This is a genomic window from Blautia sp. MSK18_10 (assembly GCF_020553185.1).
Taxonomy (GTDB): Bacteria; Bacillota; Clostridia; order Lachnospirales; family Lachnospiraceae; genus Blautia_A; species Blautia_A wexlerae.
Genome location: NZ_JAJCGT010000017.1, coordinates 1 through 18880, shown reverse-complemented (window position 1 = coordinate 18880; position 18880 = coordinate 1). Strand labels below are relative to the sequence as shown.

The 18880-nt window shown below is 43.4% G+C and carries 10 protein-coding genes and 1 riboswitch; all 10 genes read right to left on the bottom strand.

The annotated features are described in order from the left end of the window. Window positions 1–247: 247 nt before the first annotated feature. Window positions 248–2383: an Ig-like domain-containing protein gene (locus tag LI074_RS08670; protein ID WP_161233744.1), complete on the bottom strand. Its 2136-nt coding sequence runs from the start codon at window positions 2381–2383 to the stop codon at window positions 248–250. Next, window positions 2370–3260, bottom strand: coding sequence for an ECF transporter S component (locus LI074_RS08665; protein ID WP_022380417.1), 891 nt, complete (start codon window positions 3258–3260; stop codon window positions 2370–2372). Before LI074_RS08665 ends, LI074_RS08670 begins: the two co-directional genes overlap by 14 nt. After that, complete coding sequence (locus tag LI074_RS08660) at window positions 3239–4996, bottom strand: ABC transporter ATP-binding protein (protein ID WP_173698107.1); 1758 nt, start codon at window positions 4994–4996, stop codon at window positions 3239–3241. Before LI074_RS08660 ends, LI074_RS08665 begins: the two co-directional genes overlap by 22 nt. Next, window positions 4993–5985, bottom strand: a complete 993-nt coding sequence (locus LI074_RS08655) for an energy-coupling factor transporter transmembrane component T (RefSeq protein ID WP_161276301.1) — start codon at window positions 5983–5985, stop codon at window positions 4993–4995. Before LI074_RS08655 ends, LI074_RS08660 begins: the two co-directional genes overlap by 4 nt. After that, window positions 5978–7228 carry a DUF4430 domain-containing protein gene (locus LI074_RS08650; RefSeq protein WP_025580293.1) on the bottom strand — a complete coding sequence of 417 codons (1251 nt, stop codon included), beginning with the start codon at window positions 7226–7228 and terminating at the stop codon, window positions 5978–5980. The genes LI074_RS08655 and LI074_RS08650 overlap by 8 nt, the downstream gene beginning before the upstream one ends. Further along, window positions 7225–9762, bottom strand: a complete 2538-nt coding sequence (locus LI074_RS08645) for an Ig-like domain-containing protein (RefSeq protein ID WP_173698106.1) — start codon at window positions 9760–9762, stop codon at window positions 7225–7227. The genes LI074_RS08650 and LI074_RS08645 overlap by 4 nt, the downstream gene beginning before the upstream one ends. Before the next feature lie 356 nt (window positions 9763–10118). Continuing rightward, on the bottom strand, window positions 10119–10589 hold the full coding sequence (locus tag LI074_RS08640; protein ID WP_022381184.1) for a hypothetical protein: 471 nt from the start codon (window positions 10587–10589) through the stop codon (window positions 10119–10121). 58 nt (window positions 10590–10647) lie between these two features. After that, the gene (locus tag LI074_RS08635) at window positions 10648–15894 is read right to left on the bottom strand and encodes a fibronectin type III domain-containing protein (protein ID WP_173698105.1); all 5247 of its coding nucleotides are present in this window, start codon (window positions 15892–15894) and stop codon (window positions 10648–10650) included. A gap of 91 nt (window positions 15895–15985) precedes the next feature. Then, window positions 15986–16912 carry a hypothetical protein gene (locus LI074_RS08630; RefSeq protein ID WP_173698104.1) on the bottom strand — a complete coding sequence of 309 codons (927 nt, stop codon included), beginning with the start codon at window positions 16910–16912 and terminating at the stop codon, window positions 15986–15988. Then, window positions 16903–17117: riboswitch (cobalamin riboswitch) on the bottom strand. Its footprint overlaps the gene before it by 10 nt. Window positions 17118–17668: 551 nt before the next feature. Then, on the bottom strand, window positions 17669–18541 hold the full coding sequence (locus LI074_RS08625; protein WP_173698103.1) for a hypothetical protein: 873 nt from the start codon (window positions 18539–18541) through the stop codon (window positions 17669–17671). Window positions 18542–18880: the final 339 nt, after the last annotated feature.

Sequence of the window (18880 nt, the reverse complement as noted above, 5' to 3'; positions counted from 1 at the left end):
TTTTATTTTACCGATGAGTCAGAACCGTCACTCATCTCATCTCTCGGTTATATTTATTTTACCGATGAGTCAGAACCGTCACTCATCTCATCATGCGAATAGAGAATTAACTCTCTATATATTGTATTATATAACATATTTTCTTAAATAGCACAATCCTATATTTTTAATTCTTCAAACACGCTCTAACATCGTTTCTGTTCACAGCAATATGCTTTCTAACACACTGGACTTGTGTGAATTTATATTATTTGATCTTAGCGCTCTTTGCTTTAGAATAGCTGCTGTATATTCTTTTACCGTTTTCGGTACGATATGCCCGCACCTTGTAATAGTATGTTTTCTTAGACGTAAGCTTCTTATTTATATAAGAAACAGTGCTTCCCTTTTTAATCGTTGATACTGCCTTATATTTACCGGATTTGGATGTGGCACGGTATACTACATACCCTTTGGCACCGCTTACCTTTTTCCATTTCAGTGTAGCCTGTTTCTTACCGGCAGTTACTGTGACAGCCGGGGTTTTCGGTTTTACTGTCTGTGCCGGAGTTGGTGTCGGTGCAATTCCATTGGTTGTTACAGAGAAGTTTTTGTCATAACTGCTTTTAATAGCACCGCCCCATTTGGTGGAAACAGCCTGTACACTGTAATAATAAGGAGTTGACGGAGAAACCGCTGTATCTGTATAGGAGAGGTCTTTGACCGTAGCAATCTTTGCGAATTTGCTTTCACCCATCTTACGTCTTAAAATAATGTAAGAATCTGCATTTTCATATTTATTCCAAGTAAGAAGAACTGTATTTCCTGCCGCCTTGCAGGTTGTGATCTCTGGCATTCCTGCTGCAAAGAGGTCTTTCGCAGTACCCTTTACAACTACATGGCACACTGCGGTTACATTCTGATCTGTTTTTACACGGATATCGGTTTCTCCTACAGAAACAGGTGTGATAACACCCTTCTGGTCTACTTTGGCAACGCCTGCATTATCAGAGGTCCATACCAGTTCCCCGCCGCTTCCCTTCGGACTGAATGTCCAGGTCAGGGTATAGGTTCCCTGATCAATTGCCAGAGTCAGCGTTTTGTCACTCAAAGCAATGCTCTGTGCCGGCGCTGTAACAGTCACGTGGCAGGTGCCTTTCGTTCCATTGTCCGTAGTCAGTGTAATATCTGCAGAACCGGCACCCACAGGAGTTACCTTGCCGGAGCCATCTACGGTTACTACAGAAGAGTTGGAAGATTCCCAGTACAAAGAGGACGGTTTTGCGCCGTTTGGCGTGATCGTGTAATCCAGTGTCCTGGAACCGCTTTTCGTTGAGAGATTCAGGCTGGACGGAGAAATACTCACCCCTGTCACACTGACCGGTCTGGAAGAAACGGAAATATTGCAGGTCGCATAGACACTTCCGGAAACTCTCGCAGTAATCACCGCAGAACCTTCTCCCACTGCTGTTACCACACCACCGTTTACACTTGCAACAGAATTGTTGGAAGAAGTCCAGCTTACAGTTCCCACCGCATCAGACGGAACAATCGTATAAGTCAGTGTATAGCTGTCTCCCTTTGTAAGAGTCAGATCAGAAGCATTTAAGCTGATCAGCTTCGGTGCTACCGGAAGCTTTGACTCAATACTTTTAAGCAGCTGAACCGCTTCATAAACTCTGTTTGCAGACGCATCCAGCGTAGTCAGCGCACTGTCCGCTTCGGCATATGCACCGGAGAATCCGCTGACCTGGGACCATCTGGAACGCTCTGCATTTGCCTTTCCCATCATGCGGATAAGCTCGCTCTTATCTGCCGCCTCAAAAATCTGCCTGTTATTATTATACGGGTCACATCCTGTAATGTCCGTACCACCGCAAAGGGCAAACATAACACGCAGGACACTTCCGTCTGACGGATGACTCGCACCCATTCCGACACCCATAAATACATTATCCAGAGTATACGTCCATCCGGATGCGGAGCAGTAGGAAAATTCTGTCAGATCCGGTGCATATTTGTTATCAGTAAGCTTATAGGCATCACCGGTCCAGGTGGAAGTCTCGGAGAGAACCTTCTGGATACATGCCGGTGGATTCAGGCTTCCACTGTCACAGTTGGCAATTCCCCTTAAGTAGAAACCATAACTTGTATTTGTGTCATAAAGCGGCGTAATCCCGTTCTCACTTAACCCGCGGAGCAGAACATCTGCACAGGTTTCTCCTTTCGCAAATTCCACCTGTACAGGATCCAGGATCATACCCTGGCCGATCGTGTTCTTCTCCACAGTCAGCGTCAGGGTATCTGCCAGAACATCGGTCTGTCCCAGCGCAAAAATCCCCACTGCCATTCCGGCTGCAAGAGTCAGCCCCTTAATGGCCTGCCATAGCTTATTCTTTGTCATATTCATTTTCCTCCTTATTTTCGGGCCGCTGCAGCAGCCCGTATTTTCTTTTTACTCTCTCCAGTTTCTCCAGCAGAGGCCTGCTTAGGATCCACAGGAAGATTACCGTAGAAGTTGCCTGCACCAGATCTACCGGTGCACCTGAGATATAAAACGCGATCAGGCTCTTCTTTGTGATGTATCCGTATGCCATCAGAATAGATGCCGGATTCATGATCCCGCCGAAGATCAGAAACACACTTAAGAATCCGTAAATACACAGATCCACCTTCCTGGCTTTGAGAATCCCTTTCTGAAAAAGGATTCCTGCCAGATATCCGATCATTCCATAGGAAAACATCTGCCAGGGTGTCCACGGTCCCTGCCCGAAAAACATATTTGAGATCATCATGATCAGACAGGCACACAGAAACCCCGCCTCACCACCTAATGAAACCCCGGTAATGATCACGATGGCCGCAATCGGCTTAAAGCTTCCGATCATAAAGAAAGCACTCCTGCCTGCGACCCCAAGAGCCGCCATTACGGCAATGACCATAATCTCTCTTGCCTGTGGATGCCGGCCCTCAAATACCATAAAGAACGGGATCGTGGCATAGGCAAGTATTAAAAGACTGATCACTACATCATGCTTACCATGAAACTTATGAACCAGGATAAAAAGCACCAGCGGAACAAAAGCCAGAAACATAATCAGACCAATCCAGGTACGCTTCTCAATCTTTCCTTTATGGATCGGCTGGATAATGATTCCATCCTCTTTCAGTTCATATTCCTCTAATTCCTGTCCGGATTCCTCTTCCCCGGGCAGGCTCTGTGCACAGGAATCCCCGAAGAAACGGTCCATAAACTGGTCTAAAGCCTTGCCTTCAAGCACGCAGCCACCTCCTTTCCGGTAACAGCATCAGGAAAATAATGCCTTGCCATGCGATTGGCAGCAGTCGTATAAAAGCTGTTTCCCGCAAAGAAATCCCTTGCACTCTTACACGTCACCACATTTCCCTGAAAGAACAGGCCGACCCTGTCTGCATATTCTGCGACAAACTCCACATCATGCGAGATCATAAAGATAGTGATCCCGTGAGCTTTGAGCTTCTTTAAAATGTCTCCCAGTTCCTGTTTATATTCTGCATCCAGCCCCTTCGTTGGTTCATCCATCAGAAGAAGCCTCGGCTGCAACAGCAGAACCTTAGCCAGTGCAAGACGCTGCTGTTCTCCACCGCTTAAATCATACGGATGACGGTCAAGCAGTCCTTCCAGTCTGGTCAGACTTACGATTCCCTCGATCGCCTCTGCCTTCCTCATATTGGCAGTGTATTCGGAAGATTTCTTCTCCTTTGCCCCACCGATGATAGAATACAGATCCTCCCGGACTGTCTTCTTGATAAACATGCTCTGGGGATTCTGTGGCAGCACACCCAGATACCCTCTGTAAAGCTGGGTATCCGTATACCTGCGGATATCAATCCCATTCAGGAGAATCTTGCCTCTGTAGGGAGCACGGACACGACTGATCAGCGATAAAGTCGTACTTTTCCCCGTTCCGTTTCCACCGACAAGCGCATAAAATTCTCCCTGCTTTACTTTCAGGTTCAGATCCTGTACAACGTCCTTTCCGTCTTTTTCATAGCGAAACCACACATCCTTTACCTCAATCGCCGGTGGCAGAGAGCTTTTGGAATCAGGCAGCAGTTTATCTTTGACTGTATTCAGCTTTTTTTGCAGTTTTTGTTTATTTTTGCAAAAATAACTTTCTTCAGAAGCAGAAACTGTATTAGAAGCTGCTGCCATCACCTGTGTGATCCAGTTCCTTCCCTCTCTTACAGTCAGCGGACATGGCAGATCATTTTCTACCTCTGCATAGACCTGCATGGGAACCGGCATGGACAGAAACATTCCATGATGTTCCCTCTTCAGAAACTCACCGATCTCCCGTGGTGCCCCCTGCGTGAGCAGACTGCCCTTATCCATCACATATACCCTGTCCGCCCATGGGATGACATCTTGCAGCCGGTGCTCCGTCAGAATTATGGTAGTGCCGATATCCCGGTTAATCTTTCTCACCGTTTCCAGAAAATCAGAAGCCGCGATCGGATCAAGCTGAGAAGTCGGTTCATCCAGAATCAGAAGTTTCGGGTGCATAGCCATGATCGCCGCCAGGTTTAAAAGCTGCTTCTGCCCTCCGGACAGCTCCGAGACATTCTTATAAAACCACTGATGAATCCCGAAATAGCTTGCCATCTCTGCCACTCTCAGACGAATCGTAGGCGTATCATATCCCAGACTTTCCAGACCAAATGCAAGCTCATGCCACACCTTATCTGTCACGATCTGATTTTCGGGATTTTGCAGTACATAGCCAATTTCCTGGCTCTGCTGCCGGTGGCCGACTTCCTTCAAATCCCGCCCATAATAACAGATTTTCCCGGAACTGCTGCCAAAAGGAGCCAGATCCGACTTCAGCTGGCGAAGCAGCGTACTCTTGCCACAGCCACTCTTACCGCACAGCACATTAAAGGTACCCTCCTCCACATCCAGTGACACATGAGACAGTGACTCCCTGCTGCCATTCTCATAACGGAAGGAAAAATCTCTCACTTCTATTATCTTCATCTCGCTTCTCCTTCCATATCTTCATAAATCTTTCTGTAGGTCACTGCCATCTCTCCCTGTACGTGGCTTCTGCTTTTCTTCATGGCAGATTCCTCACACAGATCCAGAATCAGCGGCAGAAAACAGAACACACCAAAGCTGACAAATGTGACAGCAGCCAGCAGCAGACTGCACGACTGCTTCGGAACCCTTCCGAAAACAGTAAAACCGGCAAGCAGGATTCTGGGATTGTACTGTGCAAAAGCAGCTCCCCGGTAACATCCATATCCGAAAATCACACAAAGCCCGACAAGCATAGTTCCCAGTAGTTTATCCCTTCTGTTGAAACGGTAAATAGAAAAAGCCGTACGTCCTCTTAACCCATAGCCACGGCTTTTCATGGAATCAGCCGTCTCAATCGCATTTTCCAGTGCCCATGTGACAAGAATGGACACCATATTTAACGCATAACGGATCTTCTTAAACCATTTGCCATTGCTCACATCCATCCCCACGCATTTCTGTCCATTGCGGATCACCTTCAGCTGGGCCATAAAGTGAGGCACAAACCGAAGCGCCATAGACAGCATCAGAGACATCGCAGGGATAATCCTGCCAAAAAGATAGATAAATTTATCACTTGTCATGATCTGGTTATAGCAGGAGAACCACAAAATCATAATAAAAAGTACACATCCCAGAACGATTCCATATACCATTGCCTCCAGCGTAACCCAGTTTCCGCTGCTTTCTATATAAAGAAGCGGTGTGACTCCGTAATGGTTAAACATCGGGTTTAAGAGTGCCACGATAAGGAGACTCGGTAGCGTCAGAAGAAAATTGATTTTCAGAACCTTCTTTACTCCGTTAAGCCACATGGAGTAAGCTGTGGCAGCCACAAAAGAGACTGCCAGGTAAACCGGGTGCTGGATAAACATGGTAAACCCCAGCACCACGGCAAAATAAAAGAAATTTAAAACAGGATGGCACCTGGAAAAAGCATCAGTCATAATACTGATCCCCCACATCCCTGCCAAGATTGCAGGTATAACGCCATTCTACCGTATCGCCGTCCTCCAGCGTATATTTCGAGCAGCCATAATTCGGATACCAGCCGTTGACACAGTACATCCATCCGGAATCCTTGCCACAGTCAAACTCATACAGGTTATTGATACCGGATACATAATAACTGTTATACATAGGTGTCCACTCCGACTCCATCTGAATACCGGCCTGATTACATACACGCTTCAGCACATCAAATACCGTCTCCCCCTCATAGAACTCCACCTCCGAAGGATACAGGATCCAGCCGTCCGCAGGCACAAATTCTGCCTTGGACTCTTTCAGATCATCCCAGTTATTCAGGATCGTAGAACACTCGATAGAGAAAGTACAGGTCATGGCTGTATCTGAGCTGTCATCGCCACCGGAAGTGTCTGTATTGCCTGTTCCATCGCCGGAAGAGTCTGTCTGTCCGGAACTGGTATTTCCATCTGTGCTGGACTGACCGCCAGAACTTCCAGTGGAATTTTCACCGTTTTGTGTATCCTTATTATCAGCAGTGCCCTTGGATTTGTCATCGGATTCATCCGTAGATTCACCTGTGGTAGAACCGCCGATCAGATAGAAATCTCCTCCTGTCTTAGTCACGTTAAAGGTAAGTGTTGTGCGCTCTGTTTTTTTCTTTCCGGTTTCTCTGGTAGTAATCTTTGCAGTATCAAGCTGATAAAGCTTTCCATCTTCTTCCAGACAGTAAAGAACCTTATCCGCGTCCCATTTTTCTTTCAGATTCAGGGTCAGCTTCGCAGGCGCTGCCAGATTCATCTTCTCCAGTGTGACTTTCAACGCATAAGGCGCATCATTGGCAAGCTTCTTTACCTCTTCTGTTCCATCTTCACTGCACTGTACCAGAAGTTTTTGCTCCACCGGATTCTGAATCTGGCTTCCATTGTAAGTCCACTTATAACTGATCCCGCTGTCCGTTTTTCCGGTAAAATAATACTTTTCGTCCTTTCCGGCGATCGTTTCCATCTGCGCCTGGGTGATGATTCCGTCCTCAGGAAGCTTTGTTTTCTGCTTCAAAGGTTCCACATCTGTATCAGAGTCTTCCTCCGTGCTGTTTAAGATCTCAGCTCCTTTTTCGGAAAGCTGTGTCATGCCATCATCCCCGCCGCCACAGCCTGAGAGCGAACTTACCCCCAGAAACAGTGCAAGCCACAGGGCAAGTCCCTTTTTCTTTATCCTCATTTCTTCTTCCTCCGCTTCTTAATAAGAGCCCTCACTCCGGCCTTAATGCCACTGCCTGCCAGTCCTCCCGCCAGAGCACCGCCTGCCGCAAAACCAAAGATCATACCATATTCTTTCTTCTTTGAGGTCAGACTTCCGGTTTCACTCTCCCCGGCAGTTTCCTGATATCCATCCTCACCGGTATCCATCTGTGAAGTCTCTTCCGACTCTGTATAAGGCTCTGCTTCGAAATCCCAGCCGCCGGAATTCTTATCCTTTGATGACTTACTGTTCTTTGATTTACTGTTTTTAGAATCCTTTGAACCGGAGCCACTATCCTTTCCTGAGCTTTCGGAACCCGTGGAGCTTTTGCTGCCGGAAGACTTACCACCCAGAGATTTCCCGGATCCACCCGGCGTTTTCGTATTGCCGCCTGACGGTGTTGTGGCAGGAACCGGCGTCGGGGTAGGAATCGGCGTGGGTTCTTTCAGACCGGTACCGGAACCATCTCCCTTGCCACCTTTTTTGATACTCACATCTGACATATCATAAAGGCTCGTCTTGCCATCCTTCAGGCGCTGGTAGGCAACCAGTGCGTAATATCCCTGCTCCGTAGCCATCCCGTCCAGAGTGCCTGCTGCCGCCCCGCCGTTATTTCCGGCACCCGCCTTTACATGCATAAATCCACTTCCATCGATATGATAGGAAAGAAGATTCTCTATTGTCCAGTGGCCGCCCTTGATGAAACGCGAATCCGTCTCCGGGTCAATCCCAAGGCTGCATAAAGCCGTGATGATCTGTGCACAGGACTCCTCTGTCTCCACACCCATCGTGGAATATCCACCGCTGTCGTTCTGCATTTCCGACAATTTATTCAGCCCTCTGTCAATGGCAGCAGTCACATTCTCATAACCTGATTTATGATAATACGGTGCCAGCGCCTGCAGTGTCATGCCGGTGATATCAGAATCTGCATTACTCCCCATCAGCGTCCATCCGCCACCCGAGAGTTCACTCTGCAGCAGGAAATTCACCAGCGCAGATTCCGAATTCTGCTCCTTCGCAGACGGGTTCTCCGGGAAAGAATATTCCGGGTGGCAGTTAAGGGCAAGGAGTGCCCAGATCGGGCCGTTTAATCCCTGTTCCTTCACAAGGCTGAGATCAGAGATATATTGAAACAGATTGTAACCCCCCACATTGCGGGCATCCTTCCCCTCTGAGGTCAGGACCAGGATTCTCTTGGAATACTCTGTATATTTGGAAGTATTGGTAAGGATTCCCTTCTTTTCCTCGATATAATTTGCCGTGTGATTATAATAGGTAGAGAAATATTTCTCCTTCAGGCTTAAACCGCCTCTCGCCAGTCCAAGCACATACCATTCGCTGCCAACAGAAGGATTGGTATCTGTTGCACGCATATAGGCGCTGGTCTCTGCCATAACCTGACTGACCGATTTCTTCAGGGCATTTGCTCCCTGCATGACCGTTACCTTACAGGAGGCCGTCATTTCCGGGTGTTGTGTTACAGAAGCGGTAATCGTAGCTTTGCCATTCTTTACTGCTGTGACAACTCCCTTTTTGCTTACTTTCGCAACAGAAGTGTCACTGCTTTTCCATGTCACTGTATACTCTTCCGTAACCGATTCCGGTATCGGAACCACCTTCAGGGTGTATTTCTGCCCCCGGTTGATCTTAACGGATTTACTGTTAAGAGAGATTCCCTGAAGTCCTGCGGGAAAGTCAGCAATGATCAGATGGTTTAAAGTTCTGGCACTATCCAGATAGAAACGGTTATCTTCTGTCGTCTGAGGAGTCAGTTCCATAAACGAATCCCCGGTACTTCTAAGGATCCTCGGCTTCGTCAGACTCTCATAGCCATCCGGAACAGGAAAGGTCAGAGAGATCATCGTCATTGGCTGATAGCTTTCTCCTGTACGGATATCCGTATAGGAAATATTTATATCATAAAGAAGCTGTGGAAGAGTCCCCGGATATGCTTCGGAGAGCTCCTGTATAGTCTGTTCCTGATCCGGATTCTCCTGCACGTGAGTCTGCACATACCAGGGATTTCCCGTAGCGGTCACTCCACTGTCAGAAGAAATCAGTGCCGCGATACGGTTTCGGACAGTTTCAAGAGCCTCTTTGATCTCAGGGTCAATTTCTGCCTGTTCCTCTTCTGTCAGACTGTCATAGGTGTCACTGGCAAGAAAGAACTTCGAGACCGTTTCTGAGGACAGATCAATTTCTTCGAGCGCCGCTGCTTCCTGAATACAGGAAATCATGGCTGGTATATCCAGCTTTTCTTCACCGGCTTCATTATTTTCTTCTTCATTTCCGGCCGCGCCATCGTCTGTCTCTGACTGAGATGGTTCGGTGTCAGACTGGAATTCATTCGCAGTTTCTCTGTCGTCAGAATCATCATGCTGTACAGGGACAGAAGTTTCTTCTGCCTCCCCGTGTATCTGCTCAGCCGGTGGCATCTGGGCTGCGGGTACAGGACATGCGGTCACAGCAATTCCTGTACTGAGAAGCAGTGCCATCCATTGTTTATTCATTTGTTTCCTCCGCGTTGTTAATCTAAAAAATTACATCCGGGTAAAATAGCACCCGCAATTCCTGAAATTACAAAATGACAGATGACTCTCCCCCTGTCATATAGCAGGTGGAAAGGACATCTGCCTTATTTTTTTGTATCATTCTTTCCAAATTTTGCAGCAATTATCAGAGCGATTATTACATTTATCAGAAAATTCCATCCATAAGTATCTTTCCATATGTTTAACAGGCAGCTCAAATCTGAAATTTTATTGTGGAATATAAATTCTCTTGATATAAATATAGCTGCCAGGCTCGCCAAAAACATTAATGAAATAGTCAGCAAAAATATTTTTATTTTATTCATATATATAAATTATACAGGATAGGAATCTGTAGACATTTTATATTCAGAAACTAATTTTGTTCTTGCTGAATCTGAATATATCGATATAATCACGCGCAATTTTGAACCATACATAGCTGTAATTGAAGTACCATATCCCTTTTTTTTGAATTTACTGTAATGTTCCTCTATACAATCACTCGCATAAGAAGAAATTCCCGCTCCAATTGCACTTCCTGCTATAGCTGCTCCTTCACCTCCGCAAGATCCAATTGCTGTTCCAGTTGCAGTTAACACAGCACTACATAATGCCTTTATAGTTTTCTTTTCGGTAGATACATTAAATGAAAAATTATACTTAGCGCGCTTCCATTGATTAAATTCCCGTGATTCATAATTATCAGCGCTTACAATATTTACATTGCTATCATTTGCATATACAGTAACTGTAAAAATTTGCAAAATCATACATAAAATTATAATTATAAATGCTTTTTTCATTCTCTTACCTTCTTTTGGGGTATGCAGTGTGTTGATAACACACTGCATACTGATTTTATTATTTAACAGTTACTTTTTTAATCTTTGAGAAAGAGCCATAAACTGCTTTTCCGTTTACTTTTCTGTAAGCACGTACTTTATAGTAACGGGTCTTTCCGGTGAGGAGGCTCTCGTCTGTCGCACCTGTACCTTTGGTGATCTTTATGCGGGTATAGGTACCATTTTTGGAATCGCTGGCATATACCTGATAGCCATCGGCACCCTTTACCTTACTCCATTCAAGCACTGCTGTCTTTGAAGTTGAGCCTGCGGACAGGGTCGGAGCAGAAAGTACTGCCTTTGCTTTCTCTGTTGCTGAATAGCTTCCGTATACTTTCTTTCCGCTTACATTGCGGTAAGCACGTACTTTGTAATAATAAGTCTTACCGGTAACTGCTTTCTTATCAAGGAAAGTAACTGCGCTGTTCTTTGCAGTAGAACCAATGGCTGCATATTTGCCATCCTTTGAAGTAGAACGGTATACCTTATAGCCATTTGCACCGGAAACCTTATTCCATGTTACGCGGATCGTACTGTAGCTTTCAGAATTTGCCGTAGCAATCTTTACTTTGCCAAGTCTGGCTTTTCCTGCAACACCATCTTTGTCATAGCTGCTTACAGTCATCTCGCCCCATGCGTAAGAGTACGCCTTAACAGTATAATAATAGGTTGTTCCTGTAACTGCTTTCTGATCCTTATAGGAAATGTCTGTTACCCGGGATGCGATCTTCTTCCATCCGCTGTCTGCAGTTCTGCGGTATACCATGTATCCGTCTGCGTTATCCACGCTGCTCCAGCTGATCTGGGCAGTCTTATAGTTGATTGCCTTTGTCTGAAGATCTGCAGGCATATCTGCCTTAAATGCACCCTGTTTACCCGCAAGTTCAATGTGGTAATCTGCCACGATCGTCTTGATCAGCCCTAACTGCTTCGCATTCCACATATAGGACTTGCCTTCCACACTCATGCCGTCGATCAGCTTCTGAAGTGCTGCAAGCTCTGCTTCTACATTTGCAATGTTCTCTTTGGTAACAGCAGTCGGAAGATTGCTGATCCACTCATCTGCCTGCTGTGCATCTGAAATGTCCTTACCTGCCTTGTCAGCCTGTGCCGTCAGTGCTGCGATAACCTCTGCAAAAGTCATCTCCTGACTGCCGACTTTGACTTTCAGGCCTGCCATGGCATCTTCCTGTCCCTGATAATCCTTAGCATAACGGTCAAGGAAAGCCTTAACATCTGCGTAGGAATCTCTGTCTACCGGGTGATCTTTTACTGTTGCATAAATCTGTGCTGCTTCATCTGCGAAGAACTGCTGATATGCACTCTGGCCTTTCTCATAAGTCAGTGCCATGGCAAGAAGCTTCTCCATATTCTCAACCAGTGCAGTGTTTTCGCTTCTGAATTTCTTCTCTTCTGTTTCTGTTAATCTGTCATAAGCATTCTTGGCTTCTGCGATCTGTTTCAGCTCTGCTTCTGTAAGTTCACGCTTAGAGGTATCACCTGCTGCCGGAACTTCCTCATCAGAGGAGAAATCAACATCTGTCTGGACATCTTCAGTATCTTCAGCTTCTGCTGCTTCTGCCTGAGGGATATCCACTGTCTCAGCTGCCTGCTCATCAACTGCATCACTGCTGAATGCGTCCGCACTTCCATCTGAGAAATCAGATCCCTCAGACTGTGCCGGTACCGCCTGTTCCTCTTCAACAGAAGCTGCCTCCTGTGCTGATGGAACTGTAGTCGGCTGAGGTGCCTCATATCCTCGTACTGTCTGCGCATCCGGGAGTGCTTTAAGCATTGCCTTGAGCGCATCGGCTTTCAGCTGGTAAATATAACCTTCTGCTTTCTCCAGAGAAGCTGTATTTGTAACCTGGGCTTTCTGCTGGTCATCAAGCGTATCATACAATGCCCTTGCATTTACCACATAAGCCTTCCAGTCATTCCAGATCTTCTCTGTTGGAACATTGTTATTCTTCTCTGTCAGTCTCAGAGGTCCGTCAGAAAGAGCACCTGAAGATGAAGTAGTGATATTCAGTTCATCGATAAAGGAGATCACATAAGCAACCTTCTCATCTGTACTCTGTCTGCTGATAAACAGTTCTGCTTTTTCAAGCTCTGCATAGTTTGTCACACGCTTCTTCTGATCTGCTGTCAGGGCATCATAAGCCGTTCTGGCTTCCACTACAAGAGCCTGTTTCTTCAGATAATTATCGGAAGTAACCTCACCGATCGCCTTGATCTTATCAACAACTGCAGCCGCAGCCTTCAGATCAGGGATCAGATTTCTCAGATACTGTAACGTACTGTAATTCGTAACCAGAGCCTTCTGCGCATCCGTAAGAGCATTGTACTCTGCCTGTACGCGGTCAAGAAGCTGCAGAACATACGGATCAAGAGTCAGTTCAGAAGAAGAAGGAAGCGCATCAATATCAGCGATAACCTTCTCTGCCGCTTTCTTATCCTTATCTTTCTGCTCCTGCTGTTTCTCAAGTTCTCTGATCTTAGCCTCTGCTTCAGTCAGCTTAGAGTAATTTGTAATTACAGATTTCTCTTCATCATTCAGTGAATCATAAAGAGTTCTTGCCTTCTCTACAGCCGCCTTGTCATCCAGTGTCAGCTTATCCGCTGCCGGAATCGCATCAATGGCTGCCATAGCTTTTTCAATAGAATTACCTGAACCAGTCTCTGCTGCAAGAAGCTTTCTGAGTGTATCCTTGTTAAAGATTGCCTTGTGAGTTTCGTCTAATGCTTCGTAAGCGTCTCTCGCTGCTTTGATCTGCTTTTTCGTACTGTCATCGTTAAGGGCAAGGATCTTGTCGTTAACGTCTTTTGTTGGAACAGTTACGTCTGAGAAATCCCAGAATACAGTTACCTGATCTTTCTGTCCCAGATTATTACGCTGATAGCATCTGACAAATCCATCTAAGCCTCTGGCAATCTGTGCCGGATCATACCAGTAAAATCCGGGAATTGTTCCTTTTTCAAAATTAATCAAATCAAATGTCGCATCCAAAATGGTGTTTCCATTTTTAATAAATCCTGCATTCTTGTCTAAAATATCTCTATCATATGTCGATGCATACAAAAGTCCCTGCGCATCGTTCCATGCATTATTTCCTGCTACCTGCGGAGGAGTTGGATTTTCATATGCAGCTGTACATAATGCTCCCGTTGCGCGCTGTACCTGCATTGGAACATATTCTGTTTCAAACGACTTGTTAATTGTATTTGTGACATCTTCAAATCCGGATTTGTTATACCAGTAAAGCAAAGTCTGCCATGCCATAAAATTGTCCGCATTATCCAGATTATGATTACCATCTTCTGATTCTGTCAGAGTTGCCGCTATATTTGCAGCTTTTTCATGAGCCCATTTGTCCATATCTTCATTTGTATAGTTTTTGGATTCATAACCAACTGCTTTCAATGCATGAATCGTATATTCTTTAGCTAAATAGTTCTTGCTGTTTACGATATCCGGTTGAGAAATAAATTCCAGAAGATCATAACTGTCAATGTCTCTTGGATCATATCCAATTGCTTCAATGGTAAGTACAAGTTTCTGATAAACATTATATTTGTTAACGTCTAATTCTTCACCATTATCTTTCATTTCCTGAAGTTTCTTTTTTGTATTAGCAAACCATTTGTCAAAATACTGTTTATCCCCATTCGGATAGTAATGACATCTTGCAGCAGTAAACACAAACCAGACCGTCGAATCAGTCCAGCATGGATTTTCTACATTATAAGAACCGCCTTTCAAAATAAGTTCTATCGCATCCTGAGCTTTTTGATAATACCAGTCATTTGTATGAGCTACCTCAGCTCCATTATCAAGAACTTCACAAGACCCTTTAAGAACATTAACACGAAAAACATATCCATCTTCTTTTGCCTGATCTGCTTTTGCAACTGTCAGACTTGGAGTTGTATTATCCTTCCATTCTACAGTCACAGGTCTGTTTCCAAGATAACTCATTTCTACATTAGCAGATTTGATGTCCTCTGTATTAAGTTCCGGTGTGACTCCATAAGTATCAATCAATGTTTGTTGTTTTGTTGTTATATTTGCAAATTCAAAATGATCAATATTAACAGTTGTATCACCCACATAAGGATAATAATAAGTATTCGTAGTACTGTATTTATTTTGATCTTTTGGCGTTTCTGTATTCCATACTTTTTTTTCAGTAATTATTGGCTTAACATCTAAGGTTATAATTGCTTCACGTGGAAAATAATATGGATATCCATCATTTTCGTCAGCAGACATTTTCCAATATTTATCAAAATCAAAACCTTCGTATGTCTCTTGGGAATGCATCTGCTCGGTTGTACGTGAACATGATTGATTGAGATCTTTTAAATCAGAAAGATCATCTTCTGTTTTACTTCCAGATATATAGGTATTTATAAATTTTTCATTATCGTAGTAACAATTTTCAAAAGTACAACAGCGATCTGGTAAAAGATCTGTAAATGGTACAATCATTATATTTCTTTCGAAGATTGTATCAGATGAAAACTGCTCAGCAAAATTATTATTATATGCTCCATAAGCAAAACAATTTACAAATTCTGTACCAGTATATAATTCTGCATTTCCAAATTCTGACAGACCTAAAACTACGTTAAAATTTTTTTGCTCCTCTTGTTCTGCATGAATAGAAAAATCCACACCTGAACTGCAATTTTTTATTAATCCTCCTCCCGAATCAAAAATTGAAAACAGCAAATTATTATTAAAATCTGTCAGATATACATTTACTGTACCTGTGACTTCAATTCCAAGTAATGTACCGCATGAATACTCATTTACCAAAAAAGAAGCACCAATATCATCATTATTCGTTAAATTAAATCTATCTATGTTAATTTTTAAGTTTTCTATGCTTCCTTCTACATCAAAAGGAAAAACTTCTTTTCCCTTCTCAAATTGATTTGTAGAATATTCAATGCTATGATTTTGTCCGTTAAACTCACCATCAAATTCTAACCAATTTGAATCATCTACACTTTCATCCACCTGAATTGAAATATCATTTTTTAATAATATGGTTTCTCCAGCAAATTTTTTTCCATTAATAATTTGATCTTTAAAAGTATAAAATCCCGTACTATCCCATATTTCATACTCACCAGCATCATTTTTTATGAATCCGGTTTCTGCTCTTACATCTATGATGGATAAACACAAAAACATAAATAGCATTAATGCTATAGATGGGATGAAATGCTGCATATTACTCTTATGTTTTTTATTCATTTCATTACCTCAAAAAACAAAGACTAGACATAATTTAATGTCCAGTCTTTGCTCAAATTCCATTTATTTTATTAATATGTTTTGAAAACTTCTACCATGGATTTACCTGCGTCCATTCTCCTTCACTATTTTTAATGTAACCCGTCTGACCTAAATCTAGTCCTGTCATCATACTAAATGCAAGGCATACACTTCCGCTATCTTTGGTAAGAACTGTATCTACGCCATTGTTATTTGTATTTCCATTAATCAAAAGCATCCAGCCTGAATAATTATTATAATCTTTTTCAGATAACCAATCTGTAGCATGTATCTGATTATTAAAAGTGCTGTTTTTTGCTAACCCAAGTTTCGTTTCAGTTGCATTTAATTTAGGTAAATATTTGTATTTACCTTTTAAAGCTATTGGATCTGAACTTATAGTACCGTTGTCTCCAAAAAATCTATTATTTTGAGAGTGTCCTGGCATCTTAATTGCAGGAATATAATTACTTGTATAAGTTACACCATCAAAAGTATAAGAAGTCTGATACCATTTCAGATCACCAAGATAATGATATTCAACACCTGAAATAGTTTCTTTTGTTTCAGTTTCAGCTGGATACAGTTTTTTCAAAGCATCCAAAGCAGTATCACCCTCATTCAGTGTTACATCAGCAGCGCGAATTACTTTGCCATTCATAACTTGAGTCTGAATAGATACTGGTAATGTAAAGGTGTTTTTGTCTGTTGTTTCTGATGCAAAGGCTGGAACACACATTGCCACAACCATCATAACAGCTATTAACAGAGCCATGATACGTTTTGTTAATTTCATTTTTGAATTTTTCATATTGTTCTCCTTTCTTTTATGAAATGAAATTAAACTGTTACCGATTCGCAAAGCATTGCAAATCTTTATATTATCGGAAATTTGTTTCCTGATAATATCTTGATTAATGATTGCTTTTTCCCAAAAAGGGTACAAAAAATAAACCTCTGCTCTGCCTGCAGATGTCCATTCTTCATTTTCACACACATTCTAAAGCCCGTCTCCTGACTTAAAGTTCCAGAGTATTTTTCAGGCATACTCTAACCTACTTGCTGCCCTTCTCAGAAATAATTTCCAATGGCTTCGCAGTGTTCGTCCTTATTACAGTGGGGATGAAACCGTACCGGTATCTCACCGGATTTCCAAAAGCTAAAGATAAAGAGATAACGTTACTTCCGATATTCTGTTATCAAAGTGCAAAAAAAATCCCTGCCGGATTCGGCAGGGAATATCAATGTACAAACCAAGAATCCACTCCTATCCTTTATATTAAAGTATCCCTTATGAATACTTCTACAAGAATACAGTGAATTGCAGACTGAATATACTACAAGGGACGAAAGCCCTGTTTGGGATTCTCACCCAACGATTCTTCAATCATTACCGTAGTAATGAGCTGTACATGTGCGCTAAACGCTATTCGTTTTTTACGAAACCATCTTAACATTTTATCCATAATTTGTCAATATCCCGATTACAAATAAATTACTGTTCACTCCGTGCCCAGTAACACGCTACGCGATGCACAGAATTTATGCTAAACGCATAAATTCGCGCGGTATTTCTCGGGTTTTCTGTGACCTTCGCTCACAAAAAACACCTCGCGGGATACTACCAGTGAATAGTAATACAAATAATTACTTCCCTTATTATCCCCGGAATACGTCTGAGAAAACACTCTTTTACAGAATCTCCACAATGCGGAATATACAAATCAAAGGAATGATCTTCCACACCTCGGTTCTAAAGTCCATACTCATCATAATACTGCCTGCGCTTTTTAGCATCTGTCACTACGATCTGAATCTCATCATTTCTCTTATCAAGAATAAGTTTATTAATCAAAACACTAAGGCGTTCTTCTCCTCTGACTTCGCCAATTGCTTTGCCAATAGATTCGCCAATTGCCTTGCCACGCGCTTCTCCAATAGATTCGCCAATCGCCTTGCCACGTGCTTCCCCTTCCGCTCTTAACCTTTCCGATTCCAGTTCCAAAACTTTTCCACCCATAGCATCACCTATCCCTTTCTGGATCTTCTCTTCATCCTGGAAGATATAGTCCGAGATTTTTACAATCAGTTTTATCAGTTCCTTTTCAAGCTTTACACGTATCTCCTCATACTCATTCAACAATGTCTGAAATAACCGGGGATTCTCCCTCATATCATGGGCTCTTTTCTCATATCTCATGATATAAAACGGAAGCAGCATCAGCAGATTTTTCTCAAAAATACTTTCCGCTGTATAATCAGCCATTTTTACAGTTGGTACGCGGTACATCTGCTTTCTCCCATCCGGAAAAATCACATTCGTTTCCAGAAAATCCGGCGTATTCCCCGAACTTCTCAAAAACAACACGCAGGATCTCGGGAACTCTATCTCATACCTTCGTCCCTGCTTTGCCGCATGTTCAATAGCAATCGCAAAGTCATACTCTATCATACGCACTGCCATTGTCGTATCATCCGTACTCTGACATTCAATATGGTACATCTTCTTCCCGATCAGAAGACAGGAATCCGTGATGACCTCCCCGTCCGCCTGCTGGTGCTCATTGCGAAGCTGCGTGATCTCTACATCTTCCGGATAGGATGTATGAAACACCTCATTGATCAATGGTATAACCAGCCGCGGTATCTTGTGAATTAAAAACTTTATCCTCACACGACTGAAGTCGCGTGCTTCCAGACGCTTTAGGCGTCAGACTAAATATCGGCGGATACGCCTGTAACTTAGGCCAGCGCAGTTATGCGCATTTTTCCATGCCAGATATGGCAGGTTCCCACATTGCAGGTAGTCCGCTGTATATCTGCCTGCATTTATGCTGCCTTTAAGATTTCCATTTGTAAATGAAGTTCTTTCAGATCTGCATAAACACATGAGGTTCTACGCTTTACCGAAGGGACTTTTGCCTCCAGCAAAGACCTTTCCGTTACCGGAAGGGGTTTTAAAAGT

Excerpts from the sequence above, each read along its gene's own strand:
- LI074_RS08670 (WP_161233744.1), bottom strand. The coding sequence starts at position 2,383 with ATGACAAAGAATAAGCTATGGCAGGCCATTAAGGGGCTGACTCTTGCA.
- LI074_RS08660 (WP_173698107.1), bottom strand. The coding sequence starts at position 4,996 with ATGAAGATAATAGAAGTGAGAGATTTTTCCTTCCGTTATGAGAATGGC.
- LI074_RS08655 (WP_161276301.1), bottom strand. The coding sequence starts at position 5,985 with ATGACTGATGCTTTTTCCAGGTGCCATCCTGTTTTAAATTTCTTTTAT.
- LI074_RS08650 (WP_025580293.1), bottom strand. The coding sequence starts at position 7,228 with ATGAGGATAAAGAAAAAGGGACTTGCCCTGTGGCTTGCACTGTTTCTG.
- LI074_RS08645 (WP_173698106.1), bottom strand. The coding sequence starts at position 9,762 with ATGAATAAACAATGGATGGCACTGCTTCTCAGTACAGGAATTGCTGTG.
- LI074_RS08640 (WP_022381184.1), bottom strand. The coding sequence starts at position 10,589 with ATGAAAAAAGCATTTATAATTATAATTTTATGTATGATTTTGCAAATT.
- LI074_RS08635 (WP_173698105.1), bottom strand. The coding sequence starts at position 15,894 with ATGAATAAAAAACATAAGAGTAATATGCAGCATTTCATCCCATCTATA.